The sequence below is a fragment of the Novosphingobium indicum genome (assembly GCF_014645195.1).
Taxonomy (GTDB): domain Bacteria; phylum Pseudomonadota; class Alphaproteobacteria; order Sphingomonadales; family Sphingomonadaceae; genus Novosphingobium; species Novosphingobium indicum.
On the sequence record NZ_BMLK01000009.1, the window covers coordinates 97,164 to 121,050 of the forward strand.

Consider the following 23,887-nt stretch of genomic DNA (forward strand, 5'->3'; position numbering starts at 1 on the left):
TGTCTCGACTTCGCTCGACACGAACGGGGTGATGCAGGGCTCATGGCCGCCCCACCCGCTGAATTTCCCACTCAAGCGCAATGCCCGCGCTATCCTTCACCCGGCGGCGCACTTCCTCGCCGAGCGCTTCGATGTCCGCGCTGGTGGCCTCGCCGGTGTTGATGAGGAAGTTGGTGTGCTTTTCCGAAACCTGCGCGCCGCCCATCTGGAGACCACGGCATCCGGCCTTGTCGACCAGTTCCCAGGCCTTGTGGCCTTCCGGGTTCTTGAAGGTCGAACCGCCGGTCTTGCTGCGAAGCGGCTGCGAGGCCTCGCGGCTGGCGGAAATGCGGTCCATCTCGGCCTGAATGGCTGCCGGCTCGCCGGGGCGCCCCTTGAAGCGCGCGGCCACGACAATGGCACCTTCGGGCAATTCCGAATGGCGATAGGTATAGCCGAGGTCGGCGTTCTGCAGCGTCACCAGCGATCCGTCGCGCAGCACCACGTCGCAGTCGATCAGGATGTCCTTGACCTCACCGCCATAGGCACCGCCATTCATCCGCACGAACCCGCCGACCGTGCCGGGGATCGAGCGCAGGAATTCGACGCCGGCAATGCCGTTGTCCCGCGCGGTCGAGGACACGAGAATACCCGAGGCCCCGCCGCCGCATGCGAGCGTGAGATCGGCGACCTTGTCCACTTTGGCAAAAGGCTTGCCCAGACGTACGACCACGCCCGGCACGCCGCCATCGCGCACGATCATGTTGGAACCGAGCCCCAGCGCCATGACCGGAACGGACGGATCGAGCTCGCGAAGGAACTGCCGCAGGTCCGCCACATCCTTGGGCTCGAACAGCCATTCCGCGGTCCCGCCCGACTTGAACCAGACGAGCGGCGCCAGTGGCGCATTCGGCGTCAGCTTGCCGGAAACTGCGGGGAGAACGGCCTGCGCGCTCACACGGCCCTCCGCGCCTTGATGGCAGCGGCGAGGCCTGCGGCCCACTTGGTGATGTCGCCGGCGCCGAGGCACACGACCATGTCGTCGGGCTGCAGTGTCTCGGCCAGACGATCGGCCAGTTCATCCGGGCCGGAAATGACCTGCGCCGAGCGGTGGCCGCGCGACTTCAGGCCCTCGACCATGGCGTAGCTATCAACGCCTTCGATGGGTTGTTCGCCAGCGGCATAAACCGGCGTTGCAAAGACGACGTCGGCATCGTTGAAGGCACCCTGGAAGTCCTCCATGTGATCGCGCAGGCGGGTATAGCGGTGCGGCTGGACGACGGCGACCACGCGCCCCTTCACGCCTTCGCGCGCGGCAGCGAGCACGGCGCGGATTTCCACCGGGTGATGGCCATAATCGTCGATGATCGTCACCGAGCCACCATCCAGCGCGACTTCTCCGACCTTGGTGAAGCGGCGCTTCACGCCGCCGAACTTGGCGAAGCCGGTCTGAATGATCTCCTCGGGGCAGCCCATTTCCACCGCGACGCCGACCGCGGCCAGCGCGTTCTGCACGTTGTGACGGCCGGGCATCGGCAGTTCGATGCCCTCGATCCGGCGGAACGAGCCGTCGCGCTGGCGCAGTGCCACATCGAAGCGGTTGCCGCCGGGGATCGGCGTGACGTTCTCGCCGCGAATGTCCGCCTGCGCGGAGAAGCCATAGGTCACGACACGGCGGTCGCGGACCTTGGGAATGATCGCCTGCACTTCCGGGTGATCGACGCAGAGCATCGCCGCGCCGTAGAACGGCACGTTCTCGATGAACTCGACAAAGGCTTCCTTCACCCGGCCGAACGAGCCGTAGTGATCGAGATGTTCGGGATCGATGTTGGTGACGACGGCAAGCGTGCCATCGAGCCGCAGGAAGGACCCATCGCTCTCGTCGGCCTCGACGACCATCCAGTCGCTCTCGCCAAGGCGCGCATTGGAGCCATAGGCATTGATGATGCCGCCATTGATGACCGTGGGATCGACCCCGCCGGCATCGAGCAGCGCGGCAATCATCGAGGTGGTCGTCGTCTTTCCGTGCGTGCCGGCCACGGCGACGGTGTTCTTGAGCCGCATGAGCTCGGCCAGCATTTCCGCGCGGCGCACCACGGGAATGCGGTTTTCAAGCGCATAAACGACTTCAGGATTGTCGCGCTTGACCGCCGTGGAGGTAACCACGACCGCCGCGCCGTTCACGTTTTCGCCCGAATGGCCGATCATCACCTTGATGCCGCGATCGCGCAGACCTTCGACGACATAGCCCTCGGCGATGTCCGAGCCCTGCACCGAGTAGCCCAGGTTATGCATGACCTCGGCAATGCCGGACATGCCGATGCCGCCGATGCCGACAAAGTGGATCGTGCCGATATCAGTGCCGACGCCCTTCACCGCTGAACTCCATGCTTCGACAGGCTCAGCATGAGCGGAGGAATATCGCAGCGCACGAAGGCGCGCTTATCCTGAGCTCGTCCAAGGATCACTGCGCCGGTTCCTTCGCCAGCGCCTCGCCGCCCATAGCCGGGGCAGTCTTTTCCATGCGGATCACATCCATGATCGGTGCCGCGCCAAAGCTTTCCACCAGATCGGCGAGATCGCTCGCGGCCTTGGGATAGCCGCAGTTCCACGCGGCATGGGCAGCGTTGCCCAGCGTCTGCGGGTTCTTGGCAATGGCCTGTATCTGCAGGCAGACATCTTTGGCCATCTTGTGAAAGATCTCTTCCTGCTCCTTGAGCAGCGCATTCTTGCCATCGCCGCGATAGCGCTCGGGATCTTCGGTCGTCACCGCCGGCTGACGGATCACGCGAGCACCGCCCGAAGCGACGATCTCGCGGGTGTTCGCAGACTGGTGATCGTCCATCGCATAGGGCAGCGGGATCAGGATGGCAGGCCGGCCGACCACGGTCAGTTCGGCAATCGTCGAGGCGCCTGCGCGGCCGATGAACAGGTGCGCCGAAGCGAGCCGCTCGGCCATGTCCTCGAAATAAGTCGCAAGCTCGGCGGGAATACCGTGCACGGCATAGCGTTGACGCACAGCGTCAATGTCTTCCGGACGGCACTGCTGGATCACCTGCAGGCGCGAACGCAAGGTCGGCGGCAGCATGGCCAGCCCTTCGGGAATGACCTGCGAAAGCACGCGCGCACCCTGGCTGCCGCCAGTCACGAGAATGCGGAACAGGCTGTCCTCGGCGAATTCCGGAAAAGGCTGATCGCGCAGAGCCAGCACCTCGTCGCGCACCGGATTGCCGACGAGCGTGACCTTGCCGTCATGCTTGGGATCGAGCCGGTCCACTTCTTCGAACGCGGTAGCGATCGCGTCGACCTTGCCCGCGAAGTAGCGATTGACCCGGCCGAGCACCGAGTTCTGTTCGTGCAGGACGATCGGCAGCTTGGCGGACGTCGCTGCGAGCATCGTCGGCATGGCGGGATAGCCGCCAAAGCCGACGACTGCGGTCGGCTTGAAGCTGTCGAACAGGCGCAGCGCCATCGAGCGGCCCTGCAGGATACCGCGCAGCCCCTTGAGCCAGCCCAGCGGGTTCTTGCCCGCGATTCGGCCCGGCGGCAGGATATGCGAGGTGAGGTAGTCCGGCTTCCCCGGGATCGCCGCTCCGCGCTCGTCGGTGATCAGCGCGACGTGATGGCCGCGCTGGTGGAGTTCGGCGGCCAGCGCGAAGGCGGGAATAAGGTGCCCGCCAGTTCCGCCTGCCGCGAGAACGTAGTGGCGCGAAACCGGGCTCATTGCGTGTCTCCCATAGCGCGTAGCGAAAACTTCTCGCGCTGGATGAACGGATTGCGTCGCGTGATCGCCAGCAGCAGCCCCATGCACAGACACATCGCCACAGTGGACGAACCGCCATAGCTGATCAGCGGCAAAGTCATGCCCTTCGACGGGAAGAGCTGCAGGTTGACGAGAATGTTGATGAAGGCCTGCCCACCGAACTGCGCGGCAAAGCCGGAAGCGGCCAGCACTGTGAACAGGTCTTCCTCTTCCACCAGCCGCAGGATCACACGGACCAGGACCGCCAGATAGAGCATGACGATGACCATGCAGGCGAGCAGCCCGAACTCCTCGCCGATCACCGAAAAGATATAGTCCGTATGCGCTTCGGGCAGCGCCATCTTGCGCGAGCCCATCCAGAAGCCGAGCCCGGTCCAACCGCCGTTGAGCAGAGTGCGCTGGGCGAGGTCCACCTGGTCGAACGCGGTGCCGCCGAACAGGAAGTTGTCGATGCGGTTCCGGCCGTTGTCATAGGTGAAATACATGAGGACGATGCCGACAAGGCCGACCCCGAAGAACGCACCGAGCCGCTTCACATCGATCCCCGAAAGCAGGATCAGCACAAGGAACGTACCCGAAAACAGCATGGTCGAGCCGAAGTCGGGTTGCAGCATCAGCAATACGGCGAGCATGCCCATGAGGCCGAAGCAGATCGCGACGACCGGAATCTGCTGATCCCGCGCACGCCACGAGAGGATCCACGCCAGCAGGATCGGATAGCCGGCCTTGAGAAACTCCGAAGGCTGCAGCGAGAAACCGAAGCGCAGCCAGCGCCGCGCACCGTTCACTTCGGAACCGATGACCGGGACCAGCACCAGCGCGGCCAGCATGGTCCCGCCGAGCAGGATGCCGAAACGCCGCGCGTTGTCCTTGGTAAGGCTCGATGCCCAGAAAAGGGCCCCGAGCCCCAGCAACTGCCAACGCATGTGCAGGTAGAAGAAGTAGAGCCCCGGCAGCTTCTCGTTTGCGGTGGAAAGCCGCTTCGCGCTGGCAGGCGAACTGGCCGCAACCGCCACCGCGCCGATCGCCATGAGGATCAGCACGAGGATCAGCGTCCCGCGATCGATTTCCTGCCACCACACGGCCAGACGGCCGCGCCGGTTGCGGTTGTAGCGGCTTGCCACGGAGCCGTGGGTATGGGCCACGCTGGCCATCAGACCTCCACCTCCTGTTCGTCATCCGGCGCGAGCAGCGCCTCGACGATCTGACGGAAGGCCTGCCCTCGCGCCTCGAAATCGCGGAACTGATCGAAGCTCGCGCAAGCGGGAGAGAGCATGACGATATCACCGGGCTTGGCCTCGGTCATCGCCTGACGGATCGCTTCGGCCATCATCTCCGACCGGAAGACGCGCGTATGGGGCGAAAGGATCTCGGCAAAGCGCGGCCCGGCATCGCCGATGGTATAGGCCGCCGCAATGTTGCCGAAATAAGGCGCGCACTCGTCGAGGTCGTCGCCCTTGGGCAGACCGCCGACGATCCAGTGGATGCGCGGCTTCGGATCGGGCGGAAACGCGGCAATGGCCGGCGCGGCTGATGCCGGGTTGGTAGCTTTGCTGTCGTTGATGTAGACCACCCCGTCGGCCTCGGCCACGCGCTCCATGCGATGCGGCAGACCGCGGAAATTGCGCAGGGCCTTCTTCCACTGCGCCTTCGTAATCCCAAGCGCCTCGACAATGGCGACGGCCACAGCGGCATTCTGGAGGTTGTGCGGTCCCTGCAACGAGGGCCAGTCGCGCTGCATCTCCGCGAGATTGCTGCCATCAACCAGACGCACCGTACCCGTTTCGCGGCGCGCCGCCTCGATCCTGGCCAGCGAGCGCGTTTCGCGGTCGCTCATGCCGAACACGGCGCAATGATCCTTGCCCTGCATCTCGAACAGCCGCCCCTTCGATGCGGCGTAGTCCTCGAAACTGCCGTAGCGGTCGAGATGGTCCGGCGTGATGTTCAGCAGCGCGGTGACCTCGCAGTCGAGCGAGTAGGTCAGGTCGATCTGGTAGCTCGACAGTTCGAGCACATAAACGCCGCCTTCAGGGAGCGGATCCGCACTCAGGACCGGAACACCGATGTTGCCGCCCACCCGCGCCGGCACACCGGCCTCGGTGAGGATATGGTGCACCAACGAAGTCGTGGTCGACTTGCCGTTGGTTCCGGTTATGCCCACTACGCGATGGGCTGGCAGGCTGTCTCGGGCCAGCGCGAACAGTTCGATGTCGCCGATCACCGGCACGCCCGCCTGCTTGCCCACTTCCGCAATGGGATGGCGGTTGATCGGGATGCCCGGCGACACGACGATGCCGTCGTAGCCGGAGAGATCGGCAGTCACCGGGTCCGCGAGGTCCACCTTGCCGCAATCGACCCACTCGCACAGGCCCTGACGCGGTTCGTCCCGGCTGTCCCACGCCATCACGTGCGCCCCGCTGGAAACCAGCGTCGCGACCGCAGCCTGACCCGATCGGGCCAGACCAAGGACCGCGTAGCGCTTTCCGGCAAAGACAGGAGAGACGATCACGCGCCGCGAACTCCTATCGCAGCTTCAGGGTGGAGAGGCCGATCACCGCGAGAACGATCGAGATGATCCAGAAACGAATGACGACGGTCGATTCCTTCCAGCCCTTCTGTTCGAAGTGGTGATGGATCGGCGCCATGCGAAACACGCGGCGTCCGGTCCGCTTGAACCAGAAGACCTGGATAATCACCGACACCGCCTCGAGCACGAAGAGCCCGCCGACAATGGCCAGCACGATCTCGTGGTGCGCGGCGACGGCAATCGCGCCCAGCGCGCCGCCGAGCGCAAGCGAGCCGGTATCGCCCATGAAGACCGCAGCAGGCGGCGCGTTGAACCACAGGAAGGCAAGCCCCGCCCCCATGATCCCCGCACAGAAGATCGCCAGTTCACCCGCACGCGGCACGTGCGGGATGCCGAGGTAGGTGGCGTAGTCGACGCGGCCTGCAAGGTAGCAGATGATCGCGAAGGTACCGGCCGCAATGATCACCGGCATCGTCGCCAGACCATCGAGCCCGTCGGTCAGGTTCACGGCATTGCCTGCGCCCACGATCACGAAGGCAGCAAAGACGTAGTAGACCGGCCCCAGCGGTATATAGCGGCCCGACAGGAACGGCACATAGAGGTTCGTATTGAGCTGGCTGACGATGATCCACGCGGCAACGCCCGCCACGAAGAACTCGAGCAGCAGGCGCACCTTGCCCGACAGCCCCTTGTGGCTGCTCTTCGAGACCTTGTCGTAGTCGTCCATGAAGCCGATGGCGCCGAAGCCGACCGTCACCGCGACACAAGCCCAGACGAACGGATTGGACATGTCCATGAACAGCAGCATGGACAGAACCAGCGCCGTCAGGATCATCAGCCCGCCCATCGTCGGCGTGCCGCGCTTGGCGAGGTGCGATTGCGGGCCGTCCTCCCGGATCGGCTGTCCTTTGCCCTGGCGTACGCGCAACATGTTGATGAACTTCGGACCGATCAGGAGCCCGATGATCAAGGCCGTCATCAGCGCCGCGCCGGAGCGGAACGACTGGTAGCGAAAGAGGTTGGCCAGACCCTCGTAATTCATCCACTCTGCAATGAGATACAGCATTTTGCCGGGGTGTTCCCCTACCCTTCCTGCTTGCTTAGCGCCGTCACGAGAGAAGCAAGCCCTACCGAATTCGAGCCTTTGACCAGGATGGCATCGTCCCGCTCAAGGCCGAATGCGCGCAAGGCATCGACAGCTTCCCCCACATTCGTGCAATGGGCGAAGGGCGGCGTTTTGCCAAGCTCCGAAGCGGCGGATTTCCCCAATTCCTCGGCCAGAGCGGTCATCTCCTCGCCGACCAGAATCACATAGTCGACGTGGGCTTCGCGGAGCGGAGCGGAGAGCGCCGCGTGGTATCCGGGGCCGTGGCTGCCGAGTTCCTTCATCGCGCCGAGCACCGCGATCCGGCGCCGCGCCGGGGTGCGGCCCAGTTGCGCCAGCGTCGCGCGCATCGAGGCGGGATTGGCGTTGTAGCTCTCGTCGATCAGCAGCGCCTTGCGCAGGTCATCCTCGTCCGGTTCGCCGCCGGGCACGTCGATTTCAAGCCGCGCGCCGCGTCCGGGCAGGCCGCCCATTTCGGCAAGCGCGACACCGGCTGCGCCCAGATCGCCCTTCACGGCGCGGACCGCGGCCATGACGGCCAGCGAATTGATTACGTGGTGCTCACCGGGCGTGGCGATCGTGTAGCAAACGCGGCGGTCGCCCATGTCGACCGTGATCAGCGACCCGCCACCGATGGCCGGAACCGTGTCGAGCAGGCGCACATCGGCATCGGCGGCCTTGCCGAACGAGACGACAGTCGCCCCGCAGGCGAGTGCAGCTTCGCGCAGCCGCTCGAAATGCGCGCTATCGGCCGGGATGACGGCTGAACCGCCGGGCTCGAGCCCCTGGAAAATCTCAGCCTTGGCATCCGCGATCGCCTCTTCGGAGCCGAGCATCTCGATGTGGGCGGGCGCAATCGTCGTGATCACCGCGACGTGCGGGCGCACCTGCCGGGTAAGATCGGCTATTTCGCCCGCGTGGTTCATGCCCATCTCGAAGACGGCAAAGCGCGTACGGCTCGGTGTACGAGCGAGGCTCAGCGGCACGCCGACATGGTTGTTGTAGCTCTTGACCGAACGGTGCGCATCGCCGCGGCTAGCCCGGTCGAGTGCGGTGAAGATCATTTCCTTGACGCCGGTCTTGCCCACCGAACCGGTAACACCGATTACCGGCCCGCGCGTGCGGGCACGGGCGGCAGCCCCGAGACGGACGAGCGCGTCCATGGTGTCGTTGACGAGAACGTGCGGGCCATCGACGGGCCGGTCGACGACGACCGCCGCCGCGCCCTTGGCGAAGGCCATCTCGACGAAGCGGTGACCATCGGTGCTTTCACCCTTCAGGGCAAAGAACAAGTCGCCCGGCTGCACGTCGCGGCTGTCGATCTCGACGCCAGTGACGGTGAAGTCGGCTTTGGCCGTGCCCTTTACCGCACGGGCAATTGCAATGGCATCCCACAGGACGTGCGAGCCTTCCTCTTCGACTTCAACCGGCCAGTCGAGAATGCGAGCCAGAGCGTTCATCGTCACTTACCTCCCAGCGTGCCAGCCATTTCCCTGGCTACGGTAACATCGTCGAACGGCAACACGCGGACATTGTCGCCACTGCCGATAATCTGCCCCTGTTCGTGCCCCTTGCCGGCGATGAGGACGATGTCCCCTTCCCCGGCCTCGGCAATGGCAGCTCCGATGGCTTCGCGGCGGTCGCCAACCTCGCGCGCCCAGCCTTCGGCGGCCATTGCGGTCATGCCATCGAGCACCATCGTGCGGATTGCTGCCGGATCCTCACCACGCGGATTGTCATCGGTGATGATGGCGATATCCGCCCCTTCGCTTGCCATACGGCCCATTTCCGGGCGCTTGCCCCTGTCGCGATCCCCGCCGGCGCCGAACACGACGATCAGCCGCCCGGCCACATGCGGACGTAGTGCCGCAATCGCGGCTTCGAGCGCATCGGGGGTATGCGCGTAATCCACATAAATCGGCGCGCCGACCGAAGAAATTGCGGCACGCTCAAGACGCCCGCGCACCGTGACCAGCCGCTTCATGGCATCGAAGGTGGCATCGGCATCGCCGCCGGTCGCCAGGAGGAGACCCGCCGCCACGAGCGCGTTGGCGGCCTGATAAGCGCCGATGAGCGGCAGGTCGATGGTGCGCGTCTTGCCGGCGTGCTCGATCTCCAGCTTCTGTCCCAGACCACCCGGCGTGCGGCCGAGCAACTTGATACCCTCACCCTTTTCACCCACCGTAAAGAGCTTCAGGCCCCGCGACCGGGCATGGGCAATCGCCTTGCCCGACCATGTATCGTCGGCCCAGATCACCGCCGCGCCGCCATCGGAAACGACCTCGTCGAAAAGGCGCATCTTGGCGGCGAAGTAGTCTTCCATCGTCGCGTGATAGTCGAGGTGATCGCGGCTGAGGTTGGTGAACGCTCCGGCGGCTACCCGCGGGCCTTCGATGCGATACTGCGACAGCCCGTGGCTCGACGCCTCGTAAGCGACATGGGTGACGCCTTCGCGTGCCAGGCCGGTGAGGTTGGCGAGGAAAGTCGCGATGTCGGGCGTGGTCAGGCCGGTCGAGACGCTTTCATCGCTGGTGGTGATGCCCAGCGTCCCTATCGAGGCGGCGCGGTGGCCAGCCATGCGCCAAAGCTGGCGGGTCAGCTCGACAGTCGAAGTCTTGCCGTTGGTCCCCGTCACCGCCACGAGCGTCTCGGGAACCGGCGTGAAGAACGGAGCCGCCAGCTGGGCAAACAGGCGTCGCGGTTCGGCGTCGGCGAAGTGCAACGCACCATTCACCGTCGCCTCGGGCACTGCCACCACGGCGACCGCACCGGCTTCGATGGCGGCGGCAATGAAGTCCTCACCGTTGAAGCGCGCGCCACGAAAGGCACCGAACACGGTCCCCGGCGCGACCTTGCGATGGTCGATCGCAAAGCCGGTCACATTCGCGTCCGGACCGTCGAAAGAGATCCCGGCGGCCGCACAGAGAGTGGACAGCTTCATTCTTCGCTCACTTCCTGCGGGATCAGCGGCTTGAGGTCGGAAATATCGATATCGCGCGTCTCGTCAGGCATGATTCCGAGCAGCGGCCCGATGCGGGGAACAAGGCGACCGATGGCCGGCGCCGCATTCCATGCCGCCGTGCGCTGGTAGGACGTCGCCGGGGTACCCTGCGGCTCGTCCATCATAGCGACAACCACATAGCGCGGGCGATCCATCGGGAAGGCGGCGGCGAAGGTCGTGATCAGGGCATGCCGGCGGTAGCCGCCCACGCCCGGTTTTTCGGCCGACCCCGTCTTGCCGCCGATGCGGAAGCCGGGAGCAGCCGCTTTCCGTCCAGTACCGAACTTCACGATCATGCGCAGTAACTGGCGGATGCGCGCACTCGTCGCTGCCGTGAACACGCGGCGACCGGCAGGCACTTCGGACGGATCGAGCTTTTCCAGCGTCGCCGGGCGCCAGATGCCGCCATTGACCAGCGCGGCATAGGCCGAGGCAAGGTGCATGGGGGTCACGGCAATGCCATGCCCGTACGACACCGTCATGGTGCGCAGCCGCGGCCACTTGCCGGTGGGCCAGATCGGAAAGCCGCGCGCGGGCAGCTCGACCGAGGGACGCTCGTTCATCCCGAGCGATTCCATCGTCTTCTTGAGGCGTACCCCCCCCAGCTCATCGGCAATCTCGGACATTACGATGTTCGAGGAATGGATGAGCGCCTGCGGTGCGTTCAGCGTCGAACCGTAGCTGTGGTCATCGTGAATGGTAAACCGGCCGACATGGAGCGGCGTAGCCGGCCAGCGGCGCCCCAGATCGGTGATCGTGCCGGCATCGAGCGCAGCCGCCACAGTGATCGGCTTGAAGGTGGAGCCCAGTTCGTAAACCTGGTTGGTCACGCGGTTGAAGCCCCGCGGGACTTCGCCCTGCCGTGCCTCGGCATCGCTGACCATCATGTCTTCGGGCTGGACATGGTTGGGATCGAACGAAGGCAGCGACGCAAGAGCCAGCACTTCGCCGGTATCCACGTCGAGAACGACACCGCCCGCGCCCTTGGCCTGGCTCAGTGTCATGGCCTTGCTCAGTTCGTCTTCCAGCGCACTCTGAACACGGAAGTCGATGGAGAGCACCGAAGGATGGGTGCGACCGTCCATGCCGGTCAACTGCTTGTTGAAGACCTGCTCCATGCCGATGTGGCCCTTGCCGTCGCTGTCGACGTAGCCGAGCACATGCGCGGCCAAGGAGCCCTGCGGGTAGAAACGCGTCGTCTCGCGGGGGTATTCCAGCGCCGGCTCGCCCAGCGCGTGCACCCGGTTCGCCTCTTCCGGCAGGATCGAGCGGCGAAGATAGCCCGGCTTGCCCGACGCGAGCTGCTCCAAGACTTCGCGCCGATCGAGATCGGGGAAGATGCGCAGCAGGCCGTCGGCGATTTCCTCGGGCGAATGGATCAGCGGCGCCCCCTCGGTCATCGCCTCGGGGTTGAACCACAGCGAATAGACGCGGAAGTCACGCGCCAGCGCGACGCCGTTGCGATCGACGATCTCTCCGCGGTCCGGCACTAGCGAAGCACCCAGCTCGCCGCGATGCGTCGTCGCCCCGGTCGCGCCCAGATAGCCGATACGCGTGAATGCCCCGATCGCGACGAGGACGAACACGCCGAGCACCCAAAGCGTACGCAACTTGGCGACCAGCAGCGTGCGCTGCCGGATATTCACCAGCTTGCACCGCCCCGTCGCGACGGTCATGGGGATCGACCCTATCGCAAATGCCGGAGCGTTCACTACTGCGCAGCCTCCGCCACTTCGATCCGGGCCAGACGCTTGCCGAGCGCGTCGGCATCGCGTGCCAGGTCTTCGCGCTCGGCTTTGCTCTGTTCGCTTTCCCTTGCACCGGCTTCAGGCATGGCTGCCGCCGTGGCGCCCGATATCGGAGACACCATCGCCAGAAGCGAAGAACCGGAGCTTTGCGCATCTGCCTTTTCGGCATTGGCAAACAGGATCGGCTGCGGAGCGCCGGGCCCAGCGGCCTTGCCGAGCGCGGCAAGCTGACGCTCACCTTCGATGTACTGACCTGCAACAGGGGCCTTGTACCCGAACTCGAGATCGTTGAGCTGCTTGAGCGCCTGCTGGTTGGAGCGGGTCTGGAACTCGGTCTGCAGGAAGTCGATGTCCTGCTGCACCCAGACGATGCGCTTTTCGGCGTCGTAGACCTGGCTCTTCACCGCGTTGACCCGCAGCATGAGCGCGATCGTCAGCGCGCCGCACAACAGCAGCACAGAGACCCATCCAATCGAACGAATACGGTCGCTTGTCAGGTTCATGCGGCACTCCTGTGGGTATCTCGGGCCGGGGCATCGGTACGCACCGCACTGCGCAGGGTTGCGGAGCGGGAACGGGGGTTCACGGCGAGTTCGGCTTCGCCGGGACGGATCGCCTTGGAAACGCAGGTGAAGGTCGCGGGATGGTCGGCTGCGACTTGCGGGAGGTGCCGTGAGGTCGTCTGCCCCGCACCGCTGGCATCGCGCAGGAAGCGCTTGACCTTGCGGTCTTCGAGGCTGTGAAACGAGACCACCGCCAGACGGCCACCTGAACGCAGCACCGTCTCCGCGCCCATCAGGCCCGCATCGAGCTCGTCGAGTTCGCCGTTTACGTGGATGCGGATCGCCTGAAAGCTGCGCGTCGCCGGATCCTTGGGCGCACCGGGCCGGTAGCCCAGCGCCTTGCGCACCACCCGCGCCAGTTCCCCGGTCGTCTCCAGCGGCCGGGCAGCGACGATCGCGCGGGCAACGCGGCGCGACTGGCGCTCTTCGCCATAAAGGTAGAGCACGTCCGCGATCTCGGCTTCATCCGCCTCGTTGAGGAAGTCGGCAGCTGACGGCCCTTCCTGGCTCATGCGCATGTCGAGAGGACCGTCGGACGCAAAGGCGAAGCCGCGCTCGGCCTGGTCGAGCTGCATCGACGAGACGCCGATGTCCATCACCACGCCGTCGACCTTGTCGACATCGATCTCGGCAAGGCTTTCGACCATCTCCGAAAAACGGCGGGGGTGCAGAACCAGACGGGGCGGGTCGCACTCCAGTTCAGGCCATTTCGAAGGATTGGCACGAATCGCCGCAATCGCATCGGGATCGCGATCGAAAGCATGAACCGTCGCGCCGGCATCGAGCAGGCGGCGGGTGTAGCCGCCCGCACCGAGCGTCGCGTCGACCATGACATCGCCGGGCTCGATCTCCAACGCAGAGACCACCTCGTCGAGCAGGACGGGAATATGGGGCGAACCCTCGTGCATGCCAGCACCGCTCACTTCTTCTTGGCCTTGGCGAGTTCGGCTTCGGCCATCGAGCGGCAGATCTCGATCGCGCCTTCGAGCACGGGATCCTCGGATTCCTTGTAGAGTTCTTCGGGGTTCCAGATCGTGATGACGTTGCCGACGCCCTGGAAGTAGACCTGGTCGCCGATGTTGGCGAGGCGCGCCATTCCGTCGGGCATGACGAAGCGGCCGCTGCCATCGAAAGGCACTTCCTGGAAGGTGTAGAGAGCCATCGCCTGCTTCACGCGGTTGAAAGGGCGCCCGGCGGCATCGGCGCGCGCCTGCTCGCGGTCCAGTTCGGCCTCGAACTCATCGATCCGCGAAAGACCGAAGCCGACAAGGCACTTCCAGTCGGGGAACTTCGCGAGGCACAGCACGTCCTTGCCGCTGGATTCACGCACCTTGGCGCGAAGCGAGCTCGGCAGCACGAAGCGGTTCTTGTCGCGAAGAAGCGAGAAGCCCTGCCCGTGATAAGATACTGGCTGCCCAGCCATGCGCCCCGTTTCACCCCTTAGGTCATCGTCCCGAGAACGACCGACCCCGCGCCCCGCCGCAGACCCGCACGGAAGGGTTCCGCATCCACACAAGGGACGCGGCGAGACTCAGCCATTTCGATTGGCTGTATTCTTATAACGGGAAATTTAGGGATAAAAGGGAAATGTGGGGAAAGATGGGAATTTATCCACCAAACCGATTACCCTGCAGTTCGCTCTTTCAGTTCATTACAGAATTCGCATATCACGAGGTCTGAATTTTCCCTTTTAATTTCAGTGACTAATTAGAATTTCCAGCCAATCCCAAAATATCCCCATTTTGGACCGACCGATCCCTTCACATCCCCATTCTCGTTCGATGGAGCAGGTCTTCCAGCGCCGCCTTCCCTGCTGCTACCCCCTTCGAATCCAAAGGGTTTTCGAGAAAGGCCGCATCGGCCACGGCAATGACGCGTCCCTGACCCGACTGGCAGTCGGCCAGCAGTCCTTCCGCCTCGAGGAAACAGGTCGCGACTGCATCCCCACCTTTCCCCGATGCAGCGCCCTCTCCGGATTTCCCCAAAAGGCGGAAACGCCCCGAAAGGTTCACCGGCAAGGCAACGCCATCAACGGAGACTGCGTGCTCTCCCGCCTCCTGAGCCTCGTCGAACTCCAGTTCAAGCCCCCATCGGGCCAGAATGGGCGAGAGCATGGCAATATCCTGCGGCCGGCGCGGATCGCCGGGCGCAAACGCCGAGTCCGCAGTCAGCATCGGATCGGCCAGCAGCAGCACATGCCCGCCCTCGCGCACCCAGTCATCTAGCGCGACGTTCTCCTGCGGCGATAGCGGGCGCGGCTGTGCGATTACCAGCGTCGCGTCCTGCGGCAACGGCAACGTTCCGTCAGAAGCCGCCAGCGTATCGAGGGGAACGAATTCCCCATGCGACTTCAGGACCGGCAAGGCCCAGTGAACCGGACCGTCGGACGCCAGGAGGCTGCCGATGTCAGCGCTCTCGTTCCAGGCAATCGGCAGGCTGGTGTACAGCCCCAGGGTATATGCATCGCCCTTGTCTGCCTGCGAGGCGCCGCCCTGCCCGCATGCAGCGAGCAGCACCGGAGCCAGACAGGCAAGGAGCGACTTACTGGCGGGGCGCCAGCGGATCGGCCAGGTCACGGGGATTCGGCGTTGTGGCGACCGTCGGCTTCGGCGTCGGGCTCGGCTCGGATGCCGGGACCACACCGATATCGGCCAGCGGATCGGTAGCCTGCTTCTTCGGCTTGGAATCGGCAGCCACGACTTCGCGAATAGGATCTTCGCTGTCGGCCAGCCTTGCGCGGTCCATGATGATATTGGCAAGGCCGACCAGCAGAAGCATCGCGCACAGGCCGAACAGCCCTACTTGCAGGCGGTGCACAGCCTGCGCACGCAGTTCGCGGGCGCCCGGAGACGCATAGTGCTGCGGAGTCTTGATGGGCTCGATCATCTGAGGCGGAAGCCTTCCTGCCATGTGCTCCGGTTTACCTCAGCTTTGCAGCCAGGGGAAGACCGGAAGCCCCTTCTTCTCAAGCCACGCCGGATTGTAGAGCGAGGAGAGGTAGCGGAAACCTGTGTCGCACAGGATCGTCGCGATGCGCGAGCCGGGGCCGAGCTGCTTGCCCAGCGCCACCGCGCCCGCCACGTTGATGCCCGAGGACAGCCCAAGGCACAGCCCCTCTTCCGAGAGCAGGCGCCGCACCCATTCGAGGCCCTCCTCGTCGGAAATGCGAAACTGCGTATCGATGGGCGCACCTTCGAGGTTGGCGGTGATGCGTCCCTGCCCGATGCCTTCGGCAACCGAGGAGCCTTCCGCCTTCAACTCGCCATGGGCGAAGTAGTTGTAGAGCGCGGCGCCATGCGGATCGGTGAGCGCGATGGTGATCTTCTCGTCGAACGCCTTCAGCCCCATGCCGGTGCCGGCAATCGTGCCGCCGGTGCCCGCCGCACAGGTGAAGCCGTCGATGCGGCCTTCCAGCTGTGCCCACAGCTCGGGCGCGGTGCTTTCGATGTGCGCCTTGCGGTTGGCGATGTTGTCGAACTGGTTCGCCCAAACCGCGCCTTCGGTCTCTTCGGCGAGACGGCGCGAGGTGTGGACGAAGTGCCCGGGATTGGAGAACTTCGTGGGCGGAACGAGGACCAGCTCGGCCTTGAGCGCCCGCAGCGTGTCCATCTTTTCCTTGGACTGGTTCTCCGGCATCACGATCACGGACTTGTAGCCGAGCGCATTGGCAACCAGCGCAATGCCGATTCCCGTGTTGCCCGCAGTGCCTTCGACGATCGTGCCGCCCGGTTCGAGCAGCCCTTTCGCCTCGGCATCGCGCACGATCCACAGCGCGGCGCGGTCTTTCACCGAGGCGCCGGGATTCGCGAATTCACACTTGCCCCAGATCTCGCAACCGGCCGCCTCGCTCGGTCCCTTCAGCAGGACGAGCGGCGTGTTGCCGATAAGATCGAGCGTGGAGCGCTTGGGTTTTGGTGCAGTCATGGGGCGGAATTAGGAAGTGCAGACGAAAGGCGCAATTGAAATGCGCCTTTGCCCCTCGCAAGAGAAACTTCCACCGCCCCCGAAAGGCAAGAAAAGCCGGCCCGAGGGCCGGCTTTTTCCTCAGTCTTCCTGAGCGATGGTGACCTTGCAGCCTTCGAGGGCTGCGGTCACCGGCACCTGGCAGGACAGGCGCGAATATTCGTTGCGGTGGTCAGAGCTGTCGAGCAGGTCGTTCTCGTCCTCGCTCATGGCCGGCAGCTTGTCCATGTAGGCCGGGTCGATGTGGACGTGGCAGGTCGCACACGAGCAGCAACCGCCGCACAGCGCCAGCAGCTCATCGAAGCCGGCGTCACGGATGGTCTCCATGAGAGTGCGGCCTTCGTTGGCCTCCAGGCTCGATTCTTCACCCGACTGATTTACGACAATGATCTGCGGCATGCTCACAAGTCCCCTTTGATACACTGTGTATCACAAATGCAATGATAGGCGCTTTTGCCGCAGGCTGCTAAAGGCTGCAACCCGCTTTTGCAAGGTAGCCGAAATCATGGGTCTCTCCGCCGAACAACTAAAATCCGGTCTCGACGCCATCGCGGCAACGCAGCCGGAGATGGCGCGCGCGCTCTCGATCGCCGGTTATCCCGAGCCGCGCATCCGCCCGACGGGCTATGCAACGCTGCTGCGCACGATCGTCGGACAGCAGGTGAGCGTGGCTGCCGCAGCCTCGGTCTGGGCCAAGCTGGAGGCGCTGCTGGGCGAAGGAATACCCCCCGAAGACCTGCTTGCCGCCGAGTTCGACGCGCTGCGCGGCTGCGGCCTTTCGCGCCAGAAACAGGGCTATGCCCGCTCGCTGTGCGAACTGGTCGTCGCCGGTAGCCTGAACCTCGAAGCGCTGCCCGAAGACGACGAGGAAGCGATCGCCGAACTCGTGCAGATCAAGGGCATCGGCCGCTGGTCCGCCGAGATCTACCTGCTCTTCGCCGTGGGCCGCCCGGACATCTGGCCCGCCGGGGACCTCGCGGTGCAGGCCGGTCTGCACAAGATCCTGAAGCTGGACGCCCGCCCGAGCGAGAAGGAAACCCGCCAGCTCGCCGAAGACTGGCGCCCCCATCGCGGATCGGCGGCGATCTTCACCTGGCACTGCTACAACAACGCGGCGCTGTAACACCGCAAACTTCTCTAAGTTTGTCGACTCCGGCCACGGCAAGTTTCGGAAATCCCCCGTGATCTCAGCCTGTTAGAAAGTCGATATCATCGCGCCACAACAACGCGGCGAGATCATGAAAATGGACGGTTCAAGGAGCGCGGCAACACGAGTGCCGCGCGCAGTGTGACGTCCGGCAGGAGTGTAGGAAAGCGCCGGCCCTATTCGCAACACCCGCGGCGCTCCGCTGCCGGATAGCGCCCTACGGTAACGCGGCAGCAGCTGGCCGGGATTTCGGTCTCATCCGCCATCGGGGTCGACATCTCGGGCGCCTCAGGCCAGCCATGTCCGGCGCAAGGATCGTCTGCCAGCCCCTGCCGGATGGTGCGGGGCGCCTATTTCAGGGTCAGCAGATAGTCGACGACCTGCTTGCGCCGGGCCGGGTCCGAAATCCCCATGAACGGCATCTTGGTGCCGGGAACGGTCTTCTGAGGCGACGTCAGCCACTTGTCGAGCGTAGCCGCGTTCCAGGTGAGGCCGGAGGCCTTCAGCGCTTCGCTGTAGGTATAGCCCGGCAAAGTGCCAGCCTGGCGCCCAGCCACACCTGCGAGGCTGGGACCGAGACGCATCTGCCCCGGCTCCGTCGAATGGCACCCGGCGCAGACGGCGAAAGCCTGCGGCCGGTCCGGCGAAGCTGCTGCGGATGCCTCTGCCGCGATCGGATCGGTGCCGGTAGCGCCCAACGCCATCAGCAGCGGAACGGCCGCGGCGGGCAAAGTCGTCTTGAACAATGTCTTCATCTGCTGGTTCATGCGATCGATGGAAATGGAAGAAGGCGGGCGGCCGCTCGCGTCGGCCGCCCGCCCCGCTTGCTCAGAAGCGATCCGCGTCCATGACCTTGGTCCACGCCGCGACGAAGTCGTCGACGAAGAGCTGGCCCGCGTCGTTCGAAGCGTAAACTTCCGAAACGGCGCGCAGTTCGGAGTTCGAACCGAAGATCAGGTCCACAGGCGTCGCCGTCCACTTGGCCGCACCGGTCGCCCGGTCCTTGCCCTCGTAGAGGCCCGCCTTCGACGACTTCGACCAAACCGTGTCCATCGACAGCAGGTTGACGAAGAAGTCATTCGACAGCGTGCCCGGACGGCTGGTGAAGACACCGTGCCTGGTGCCGTTGGCATTGGCGCCCAGCGCGCGCATGCCGCCTACCAGGACCGTCATCTCGGGCACGGTGAGGTTCAGCATGTCCGCCTTGTCGACCAGCGCCGGAGCCGGCGCATCATAGGCATCGGCGGCGTAGAAGTTGCGGAAGCCGTCCGCCTTGGGCTCGAGGTAGGCGAAGGATGCCACGTCGGTCTGCGCCTGCGTGGCATCGACACGACCCGGCGTGAAGGGCACGTCGGCCTTGTAGCCCGCCTTCTCCGCTGCCTGCTCGATGGCGGCATTGCCGCCCAGCACGATCAGATCGGCCAGCGAGACCTTCTTGCCGCCGGCAGCGCTCTTGTTGAAGTCCTTGCGGATCGCTTCGAGCTTGCCGACCACCTTGGTCAGTTCGGCCTTGTCGTTGACCGCCCAGTCGATCTGCGGCTGCAGGCGGACACGGGCGCCATTGGCCCCGCCACGCATATCGGTGCCGCGGAACGTCGAAGCCGCAGCCCAGGCCGTGCGCACGAGTTCGGTGCTGGTCAGGCCCGACGCCAGGATCTGCGCCTTGAGCTTCGCCTCATCGCTCTGGTCGATCATGGCGTAGTCGGCCTCGGGCAGCGGGTCCTGCCACGAGTAGCTCTCGCTGGGCACGTCCTTGCCGAGGTAACGCGCCTCGGGGCCGAGATCGCGGTGGGTCAGCTTGAACCACGCACGGGCAAAGGCCTTGGCGAAGAGCGTCGGGTCCTTCTGCCAGCTTTCCAGCACGGCGCGGAACTTGGGATCCTCTTTCAGCGCGATGTCGGTGGTGAACATGATCGGCGCGTGCGTCTTGCCCGGGATATGCGCATCGGGAACAAGATTGGCCGCCGCGGGATCGGTGGGGATCCACTGCGTGGCACCGGCCGGGCTCTTGGTCTTGACCCATTCGAAGTTCAGCAGGTTGTCGATGTACTGCGTGGTGAACTGCGTGGGAGCTGCCGACCAGGCGCCTTCGAGGCCGCTGGTGATGGTATCCTCGGCATTACCTTTGCCGCAGTTGTTCTTCCAGCCGAAGCCCTGCTGCTCGAGCCCGGCCGCAGTAGGTTCAGCCTCGAGACACTTGTCGGGCTTGTGCGCGCCATGCGCCTTGCCGAAAGTGTGGCCGCCGGCGATCAGGGCAAGCGTTTCTTCATCGTCCATCGCCATGTTGCCGAAGGCTGTACGGATCGCCGCAGCCGCAGCGATCGGATCGTGGCTGCCACCCGGACCTTCCGGGTTGACGTAGATGAGGCCCATCTGCGTGGCTGCCAGCGGGCCCTTCAGCTTGCCGCCTTCCTTCATGCGCTCCGAGCCGAGCATCTTGGTCTCGGGGCCCCAGAACACCATGTCCGGCTGCCAGGCGTCGATACGGCCACCTGCGAAGCCCACGGTCTTGAAGCCCATGTCTTCCAACGCGACGTTGCCGGCCAGCACCATGAGGTCACCCCAGGAGAGCTTGCGGCCGTACTTCTGCTTGATCGGCCAGACGAGGCGGCGCGCCTTGTCGAGGCTGACGTTGTCGGGCCAGGAATTGAGCGGATCGAAGCGCTGCTCGCCGCCGTCCGAGCCGCCGCGGCCGTCACCGACGCGGTAGGTGCCCGCGCTGTGCCAGGCCATGCGGATGAAGAACGGCCCGTAGTGGCCATAGTCCGCCGGCCACCAGGGCTGCGAGGTGGTGAGGACCTTGCGGATGTCTTCCTTCACCGCGTCCAGATCGAGCGACGCGAATTCCTCCGCGTAGTCGTAATCGGCACCATAGGGATTGGACACGGCCTCGTGCTGGCGCAGCGCGGTAAGGTCGAGCCGGCTGGGCCACCAGTCCTCGTTGGTAAGGCCGCCGGGCTTGGTGGTCGTGGGCTGCGGAGCCTCGCTTACGGTTTCGGCTTCGACTTCGGCAAATGCCGGTGCAGCCATCAGCGTGGCGGTCGTCGCCATCAGCATGGACACAAGCATTTTCGGGGATTTCCTGAGCATTGGACCCTCTCCTGTTGCGTGAACGGCGGATAAACGCCTGCAGAGGGGATACTCCCGCTTTCCATCGCAGAGAAACAGGACCGGCTCGTTAGAGTAATCGCCCCACCCGATCAGAAATGGAATGTTACAGAAGTTTCATAATGTGTGTGCGTCGCATTAACCGTGCGAGCCGGCCTCTGATGAGACCAGCCCGCCGCTCATGCCTCACGTCCCTGGTAGCACCGCATATAGCCGTGATAGCCGATTTCGTCTTTCGCGCCCGGTGGTACGACGATCATCTCGATACCCTGGCTGCCGACGTTGCCCTCTTCCTCGAGCTGCCTCAGCGTGACGGAGAGCCCGCCATCGGCAAACCGGTTGTCGCCGTTCGCGGTAAGCGGGATCAGCTTGCCGTTGAGCTTGATCGCGCCCGATCGGCCCGGTTCATAGAGGAACGAGGGAAAAGCGACTTCGGTCAGCACGACCTCGCAGCGGCCTCGCTTGCCGCCGAGGGCGTCCACATCGGCCTTGCTCATGGTTTCGGGCTTGATGATGGCGGTGGAGACGTTCTCCAGCGCCGCGGACGCGCTTTCTATCGGGGCGGCTGCAGGCGCCGGGTCGAGCTGTGCTTCCCGGTCGTTGCCGACCGCCGTATTGCGGTTGCAGGCGGTGAGGCCGAGGGCTGCTACGCCCAGAAGCAGGATCGCCCTCATGGCTGCACCTCCTGCGGCAGGCGCTTGGTCGAGCGGACGCCGTTCTTCTCGATATCCGCGATCAGGTACTTCATCTGCGCGATTTCCCGGCGCTGCGCGACGATGATGTCGTGCGCCAGCTTGCGCACCCGCGGATCGCGAATGTGGGCGCGCTCGCTGGTCATGATGGCGATGGAGTGATGCGGGATCATCGCGCGCATGTATTCGACGCCGGTGACCGTCGTCTGGCTGCGCACCAGCCACAAGGCGCCGGCGAACACGACGACCGCGACACCCAGAATGATCATTTTCTTCCGGGGGTTGGTGTACATCCCCCACATGAACAGCAGCATCACCACCATCATCGCCGCGCCCATCACGAAGGCCATCCAGAAGCGCGTCTCGCTCCAGAACACGTGATCGATGCTGTAGGTGTTGAGGTACATCAGGAAGAGCATCACTGCCGTGCTCGTCCCGATCATCGCCATGAATTTCCAGTAAGGGCCGTCGCCCTTGCCGCTGTGCTGGCTCTCGGCCATCGCGGTCCTCCTGTCGCCGCTTTGTAACGTACTGTTGCAACGACAGACCGGCAGGAGGGTTCCGCGGGAAGGTTTGTGCAGCCGGTTCCGGGCTAGACGATCCCGTCGATAAACTGCGCCATGGCCACGTCGCGCGCGCTCAGCCCGTCGGCGTCGTGGGTGGTGAGCCGCACGCGGACCTTGTTGTAGACATTGAACCATTCGGGGTGATGATCGGCCTTGTCGGCATAGAGCGCGACGCGGGCCATGAAACCGAAAGCCTCGTTGAAATCGGCGAATTCCAGTTCGATCTCGATGGCGAGGCCGTCCTCGCTCAGCGTCCAGCCGGAAAGGCCCTTCAGGGCGTCGTCACGTTCGGTCTCGGTCAGGCGGGGGATGGCCATTTCACTCTCCTTGGCAGTGCGCGCGGTTTCCCTTATCGCACGCCGTCATGCAAGGGTGCTCCATCGCCGTGTCCGATCTCGCGTGCCGTCGCGGCGACAGAATCCTGTTCAAGGGGCTGTCGATGCGTCTGGCCTCAGGCGAGGCGCTGCAGGTCACCGGCAGCAACGGTATCGGCAAGTCGAGCCTGCTGCGGATCGTCGCCGGGCTGGCCCCGGCTTTTGCCGGCACGGTGGAAACGCAGGGCAATATCGGGCTTGTCGATGAGCGCCACGCACTCGATCCGGGCCAGCCGCTGGGCAAGGCGCTGGGCTTCTGGCAGCGGATCGACGGCGCGGCCGATAACGAACTGGCGCGGCTTGGCCTGTCGGACCTGCTCGACGTGCCGGTGCGCTACCTTTCGACCGGACAGAAAAAGCGCGCCGCCCTTGCCCGGCTGATCGGGCAGAAGGCGCAGGTCTGGCTGCTCGACGAACCGCTCAACGGGCTCGATATCCATGCGGTCGAGCTGACCGAGACGCTGGTGGCCGAGCACTGCACCGCAGGCGGCATCGCGCTGATCGCCTCGCATCAGCCGTTCCGGCTCGGGCACATGCAGGCGATGGCGCTGGCGGACTACGCGCTATGAGCGGACGCATCGGCCCTCTGCTCAAACGCGATCTCGCGCGGCTTCTGCTGGGCGGACGCGGCGGCGGCGCGATAATGCCGGTGCTGTTCTTCCTTTCGGTGGCGATGCTCTATCCCTTTGCGGTCGGGCCCGATGCGCCGCTGCTGGCGCGCACCGGTGGCGGCGTGATCTGGGTGGCGGCGCTGCTCGCGGCGATCCTCCCGCTCGACCGGCTGGTGGAGCCCGACATCGAACTGGGCATGTTCGACCAGTGGGCCCTGCGCGGCATTTCGGAAGAACTGGTGATTGCGGTGCGGGTGCTCGCGCACTGGCTCAGCTTCGGCCCGCCGCTGATGCTGGCCGCCCTGCCCGCCGCCGCCCTGCTCGGGCTCGACGGCGAGACGCTGCGCATCGTCGAGATCGGCCTGCTGGCCGGCACGCCAGGCCTCGCGGCGCTGGGTGTGACGGTGGCCGCCTTGACCGCGGGCCTGCGCGGCGGCGCGGCGCTGTCGGGTCTGCTGGTGATCCCGATGGCCGTGCCGATCCTGATCTTCGGCGCGGGCAGCCTCGGCATGGGCGGTGAAAGCGGTCTTGCGCTTGCGGGCGCTGTCAGTCTTGTCCTGCTGGCCATTGCACCTTTTGCGGGCGGAGCTGCGGTTCGGGCGGCGCGCGGGTAGGTTCACGCGGAGGCGCGGAGACGCAAAGATTTCTCCCTTTGCGGCGAAGCCGCTTTAAATTCCCACCATACCGCCAAACGCGCCGTTGGATGAGTGAAAGCGCCTGCGGCGCGACCCTGCCCCCTT

At 64.9% G+C, this 23,887-nt stretch carries 24 protein-coding genes; 3 read left to right on the top strand and 21 right to left on the bottom strand.

Annotation, left to right across the window (positions count from 1 at the left end):
* Positions 1-40: 40 nt before the first annotated feature.
* From murB to IEX64_RS11365, 16 genes are all read right to left on the bottom strand, one after another.
* Complete coding sequence (gene murB / locus IEX64_RS11290) at positions 41-937, bottom strand: UDP-N-acetylmuramate dehydrogenase (RefSeq protein ID WP_188819766.1); 897 nt, start codon at positions 935-937, stop codon at positions 41-43.
* A complete protein-coding gene (murC, locus tag IEX64_RS11295; protein ID WP_188819767.1) occupies positions 934-2,355 on the bottom strand; it encodes a UDP-N-acetylmuramate--L-alanine ligase in 1,422 nt (473 codons plus the stop codon). The genes murB and murC overlap by 4 nt, the downstream gene beginning before the upstream one ends.
* 88 nt (positions 2,356-2,443) lie before the next feature.
* The gene (gene murG / locus IEX64_RS11300) at positions 2,444-3,703 is read right to left on the bottom strand and encodes an undecaprenyldiphospho-muramoylpentapeptide beta-N-acetylglucosaminyltransferase (protein WP_188819768.1); all 1,260 of its coding nucleotides are present in this window, start codon (positions 3,701-3,703) and stop codon (positions 2,444-2,446) included.
* Positions 3,700-4,896, bottom strand: a complete 1,197-nt coding sequence (locus IEX64_RS11305; protein WP_188819769.1) for an FtsW/RodA/SpoVE family cell cycle protein — start codon at positions 4,894-4,896, stop codon at positions 3,700-3,702. Before IEX64_RS11305 ends, murG begins: the two co-directional genes overlap by 4 nt.
* Positions 4,896-6,251, bottom strand: a complete 1,356-nt coding sequence (gene murD, locus IEX64_RS11310) for a UDP-N-acetylmuramoyl-L-alanine--D-glutamate ligase (RefSeq protein ID WP_188819770.1) — start codon at positions 6,249-6,251, stop codon at positions 4,896-4,898. Before murD ends, IEX64_RS11305 begins: the two co-directional genes overlap by 1 nt.
* 13 nt (positions 6,252-6,264) lie before the next feature.
* Entirely contained in the window at positions 6,265-7,335 is a 1,071-nt protein-coding gene (gene mraY, locus IEX64_RS11315; protein WP_188819771.1) for a phospho-N-acetylmuramoyl-pentapeptide-transferase, read from the bottom strand.
* A gap of 17 nt (positions 7,336-7,352) precedes the next feature.
* Complete coding sequence (locus IEX64_RS11320) at positions 7,353-8,834, bottom strand: UDP-N-acetylmuramoyl-tripeptide--D-alanyl-D-alanine ligase (RefSeq protein ID WP_188819772.1); 1,482 nt, start codon at positions 8,832-8,834, stop codon at positions 7,353-7,355.
* A 2-nt stretch (positions 8,835-8,836) separates the two neighbouring features.
* The gene (locus IEX64_RS11325) at positions 8,837-10,315 is read right to left on the bottom strand and encodes a UDP-N-acetylmuramoyl-L-alanyl-D-glutamate--2,6-diaminopimelate ligase (protein WP_188819773.1); all 1,479 of its coding nucleotides are present in this window, start codon (positions 10,313-10,315) and stop codon (positions 8,837-8,839) included.
* On the bottom strand, positions 10,312-12,051 hold the full coding sequence (locus tag IEX64_RS11330) for a peptidoglycan D,D-transpeptidase FtsI family protein (protein WP_188819774.1): 1,740 nt from the start codon (positions 12,049-12,051) through the stop codon (positions 10,312-10,314). The genes IEX64_RS11325 and IEX64_RS11330 overlap by 4 nt, the downstream gene beginning before the upstream one ends.
* A 35-nt stretch (positions 12,052-12,086) precedes the next feature.
* A complete protein-coding gene (locus IEX64_RS11335) occupies positions 12,087-12,626 on the bottom strand; it encodes a hypothetical protein (RefSeq protein ID WP_188819775.1) in 540 nt (179 codons plus the stop codon).
* A complete protein-coding gene (gene rsmH, locus IEX64_RS11340; RefSeq protein WP_188819776.1) occupies positions 12,623-13,594 on the bottom strand; it encodes a 16S rRNA (cytosine(1402)-N(4))-methyltransferase RsmH in 972 nt (323 codons plus the stop codon). Before rsmH ends, IEX64_RS11335 begins: the two co-directional genes overlap by 4 nt.
* Positions 13,595-13,605: 11 nt before the next feature.
* A complete protein-coding gene (locus IEX64_RS11345; RefSeq protein WP_188819777.1) occupies positions 13,606-14,109 on the bottom strand; it encodes a division/cell wall cluster transcriptional repressor MraZ in 504 nt (167 codons plus the stop codon).
* Between the two features lie 337 nt (positions 14,110-14,446).
* Positions 14,447-15,262, bottom strand: a complete 816-nt coding sequence (locus tag IEX64_RS11350) for a DUF4350 domain-containing protein (protein WP_229710205.1) — start codon at positions 15,260-15,262, stop codon at positions 14,447-14,449.
* Positions 15,228-15,572, bottom strand: coding sequence for a hypothetical protein (locus IEX64_RS11355; protein ID WP_188819778.1), 345 nt, complete (start codon positions 15,570-15,572; stop codon positions 15,228-15,230). Before IEX64_RS11355 ends, IEX64_RS11350 begins: the two co-directional genes overlap by 35 nt.
* A 39-nt stretch (positions 15,573-15,611) precedes the next feature.
* Positions 15,612-16,610, bottom strand: a complete 999-nt coding sequence (locus IEX64_RS11360; protein ID WP_188819779.1) for a cysteine synthase A — start codon at positions 16,608-16,610, stop codon at positions 15,612-15,614.
* Between the two features lie 120 nt (positions 16,611-16,730).
* Positions 16,731-17,048: a 2Fe-2S iron-sulfur cluster-binding protein gene (locus tag IEX64_RS11365; protein WP_188819780.1), complete on the bottom strand. Its 318-nt coding sequence runs from the start codon at positions 17,046-17,048 to the stop codon at positions 16,731-16,733.
* A 106-nt stretch (positions 17,049-17,154) separates the two neighbouring features.
* Between IEX64_RS11365 and IEX64_RS11370 the strand changes: the two genes are divergently transcribed.
* Positions 17,155-17,772, top strand: coding sequence for a DNA-3-methyladenine glycosylase family protein (locus IEX64_RS11370; protein ID WP_188819781.1), 618 nt, complete (start codon positions 17,155-17,157; stop codon positions 17,770-17,772).
* Positions 17,773-18,146: 374 nt separating this feature from the next.
* Here the strand turns inward: IEX64_RS11370 and IEX64_RS11375 are convergent, their stop codons facing one another.
* The 5 genes from IEX64_RS11375 to IEX64_RS11395 all read right to left on the bottom strand — a co-directional run bounded on the left by IEX64_RS11375 (position 18,147) and on the right by IEX64_RS11395 (position 22,479).
* Positions 18,147-18,551 (bottom strand): c-type cytochrome, encoded by a 405-nt coding sequence (locus IEX64_RS11375; protein ID WP_188819782.1) that lies wholly within the window; start codon positions 18,549-18,551, stop codon positions 18,147-18,149.
* A 73-nt stretch (positions 18,552-18,624) separates the two neighbouring features.
* Positions 18,625-20,865, bottom strand: coding sequence for a catalase/peroxidase HPI (gene katG, locus IEX64_RS11380; protein WP_229710206.1), 2,241 nt, complete (start codon positions 20,863-20,865; stop codon positions 18,625-18,627).
* Positions 20,866-21,083: 218 nt separating this feature from the next.
* Positions 21,084-21,578, bottom strand: coding sequence for a DUF6692 family protein (locus IEX64_RS11385; protein WP_188819783.1), 495 nt, complete (start codon positions 21,576-21,578; stop codon positions 21,084-21,086).
* Positions 21,575-22,096 carry a DUF305 domain-containing protein gene (locus tag IEX64_RS11390; protein WP_188819784.1) on the bottom strand — a complete coding sequence of 174 codons (522 nt, stop codon included), beginning with the start codon at positions 22,094-22,096 and terminating at the stop codon, positions 21,575-21,577. The genes IEX64_RS11385 and IEX64_RS11390 overlap by 4 nt, the downstream gene beginning before the upstream one ends.
* Before the next feature lie 92 nt (positions 22,097-22,188).
* Positions 22,189-22,479, bottom strand: coding sequence for a 4a-hydroxytetrahydrobiopterin dehydratase (locus IEX64_RS11395; protein WP_188819785.1), 291 nt, complete (start codon positions 22,477-22,479; stop codon positions 22,189-22,191).
* Between the two features lie 47 nt (positions 22,480-22,526).
* On the opposite strand from IEX64_RS11395, the gene ccmA reads away from it, so the two are divergent.
* Both ccmA and IEX64_RS11405 read left to right on the top strand, forming a co-directional pair.
* A complete protein-coding gene (gene ccmA / locus IEX64_RS11400) occupies positions 22,527-23,105 on the top strand; it encodes a heme ABC exporter ATP-binding protein CcmA (protein WP_188819786.1) in 579 nt (192 codons plus the stop codon).
* Positions 23,102-23,761, top strand: coding sequence for a heme exporter protein CcmB (locus IEX64_RS11405; protein WP_188819787.1), 660 nt, complete (start codon positions 23,102-23,104; stop codon positions 23,759-23,761). Before ccmA ends, IEX64_RS11405 begins: the two co-directional genes overlap by 4 nt.
* Positions 23,762-23,887 lie beyond the last annotated feature (126 nt).

What these genes read in the sequence shown, in the direction of transcription:
- murG (WP_188819768.1), bottom strand. Translation starts at nt 3,703, where the DNA reads ATGAGCCCGGTTTCGCGCCACTACGTTCTCGCGGCAGGCGGAACTGGC.
- IEX64_RS11305 (WP_188819769.1), bottom strand. Translation starts at nt 4,896, where the DNA reads ATGGCCAGCGTGGCCCATACCCACGGCTCCGTGGCAAGCCGCTACAAC.
- mraY (WP_188819771.1), bottom strand. Translation starts at nt 7,335, where the DNA reads ATGCTGTATCTCATTGCAGAGTGGATGAATTACGAGGGTCTGGCCAAC.
- IEX64_RS11320 (WP_188819772.1), bottom strand. Translation starts at nt 8,834, where the DNA reads ATGAACGCTCTGGCTCGCATTCTCGACTGGCCGGTTGAAGTCGAAGAG.
- IEX64_RS11325 (WP_188819773.1), bottom strand. Translation starts at nt 10,315, where the DNA reads ATGAAGCTGTCCACTCTCTGTGCGGCCGCCGGGATCTCTTTCGACGGT.
- IEX64_RS11330 (WP_188819774.1), bottom strand. Translation starts at nt 12,051, where the DNA reads ATGACCGTCGCGACGGGGCGGTGCAAGCTGGTGAATATCCGGCAGCGC.
- IEX64_RS11335 (WP_188819775.1), bottom strand. Translation starts at nt 12,626, where the DNA reads ATGAACCTGACAAGCGACCGTATTCGTTCGATTGGATGGGTCTCTGTG.
- rsmH (WP_188819776.1), bottom strand. Translation starts at nt 13,594, where the DNA reads ATGCACGAGGGTTCGCCCCATATTCCCGTCCTGCTCGACGAGGTGGTC.
- IEX64_RS11345 (WP_188819777.1), bottom strand. Translation starts at nt 14,109, where the DNA reads ATGGCTGGGCAGCCAGTATCTTATCACGGGCAGGGCTTCTCGCTTCTT.
- IEX64_RS11355 (WP_188819778.1), bottom strand. Translation starts at nt 15,572, where the DNA reads ATGATCGAGCCCATCAAGACTCCGCAGCACTATGCGTCTCCGGGCGCC.
- IEX64_RS11360 (WP_188819779.1), bottom strand. Translation starts at nt 16,610, where the DNA reads ATGACTGCACCAAAACCCAAGCGCTCCACGCTCGATCTTATCGGCAAC.
- IEX64_RS11365 (WP_188819780.1), bottom strand. Translation starts at nt 17,048, where the DNA reads ATGCCGCAGATCATTGTCGTAAATCAGTCGGGTGAAGAATCGAGCCTG.
- IEX64_RS11370 (WP_188819781.1), top strand. Translation starts at nt 17,155, where the DNA reads ATGGGTCTCTCCGCCGAACAACTAAAATCCGGTCTCGACGCCATCGCG.
- IEX64_RS11375 (WP_188819782.1), bottom strand. Translation starts at nt 18,551, where the DNA reads ATGAAGACATTGTTCAAGACGACTTTGCCCGCCGCGGCCGTTCCGCTG.
- katG (WP_229710206.1), bottom strand. Translation starts at nt 20,865, where the DNA reads ATGCTTGTGTCCATGCTGATGGCGACGACCGCCACGCTGATGGCTGCA.
- IEX64_RS11385 (WP_188819783.1), bottom strand. Translation starts at nt 21,578, where the DNA reads ATGAGGGCGATCCTGCTTCTGGGCGTAGCAGCCCTCGGCCTCACCGCC.
- IEX64_RS11390 (WP_188819784.1), bottom strand. Translation starts at nt 22,096, where the DNA reads ATGGCCGAGAGCCAGCACAGCGGCAAGGGCGACGGCCCTTACTGGAAA.
- IEX64_RS11395 (WP_188819785.1), bottom strand. Translation starts at nt 22,479, where the DNA reads ATGGCCATCCCCCGCCTGACCGAGACCGAACGTGACGACGCCCTGAAG.
- ccmA (WP_188819786.1), top strand. Translation starts at nt 22,527, where the DNA reads ATGCAAGGGTGCTCCATCGCCGTGTCCGATCTCGCGTGCCGTCGCGGC.
- IEX64_RS11405 (WP_188819787.1), top strand. Translation starts at nt 23,102, where the DNA reads ATGAGCGGACGCATCGGCCCTCTGCTCAAACGCGATCTCGCGCGGCTT.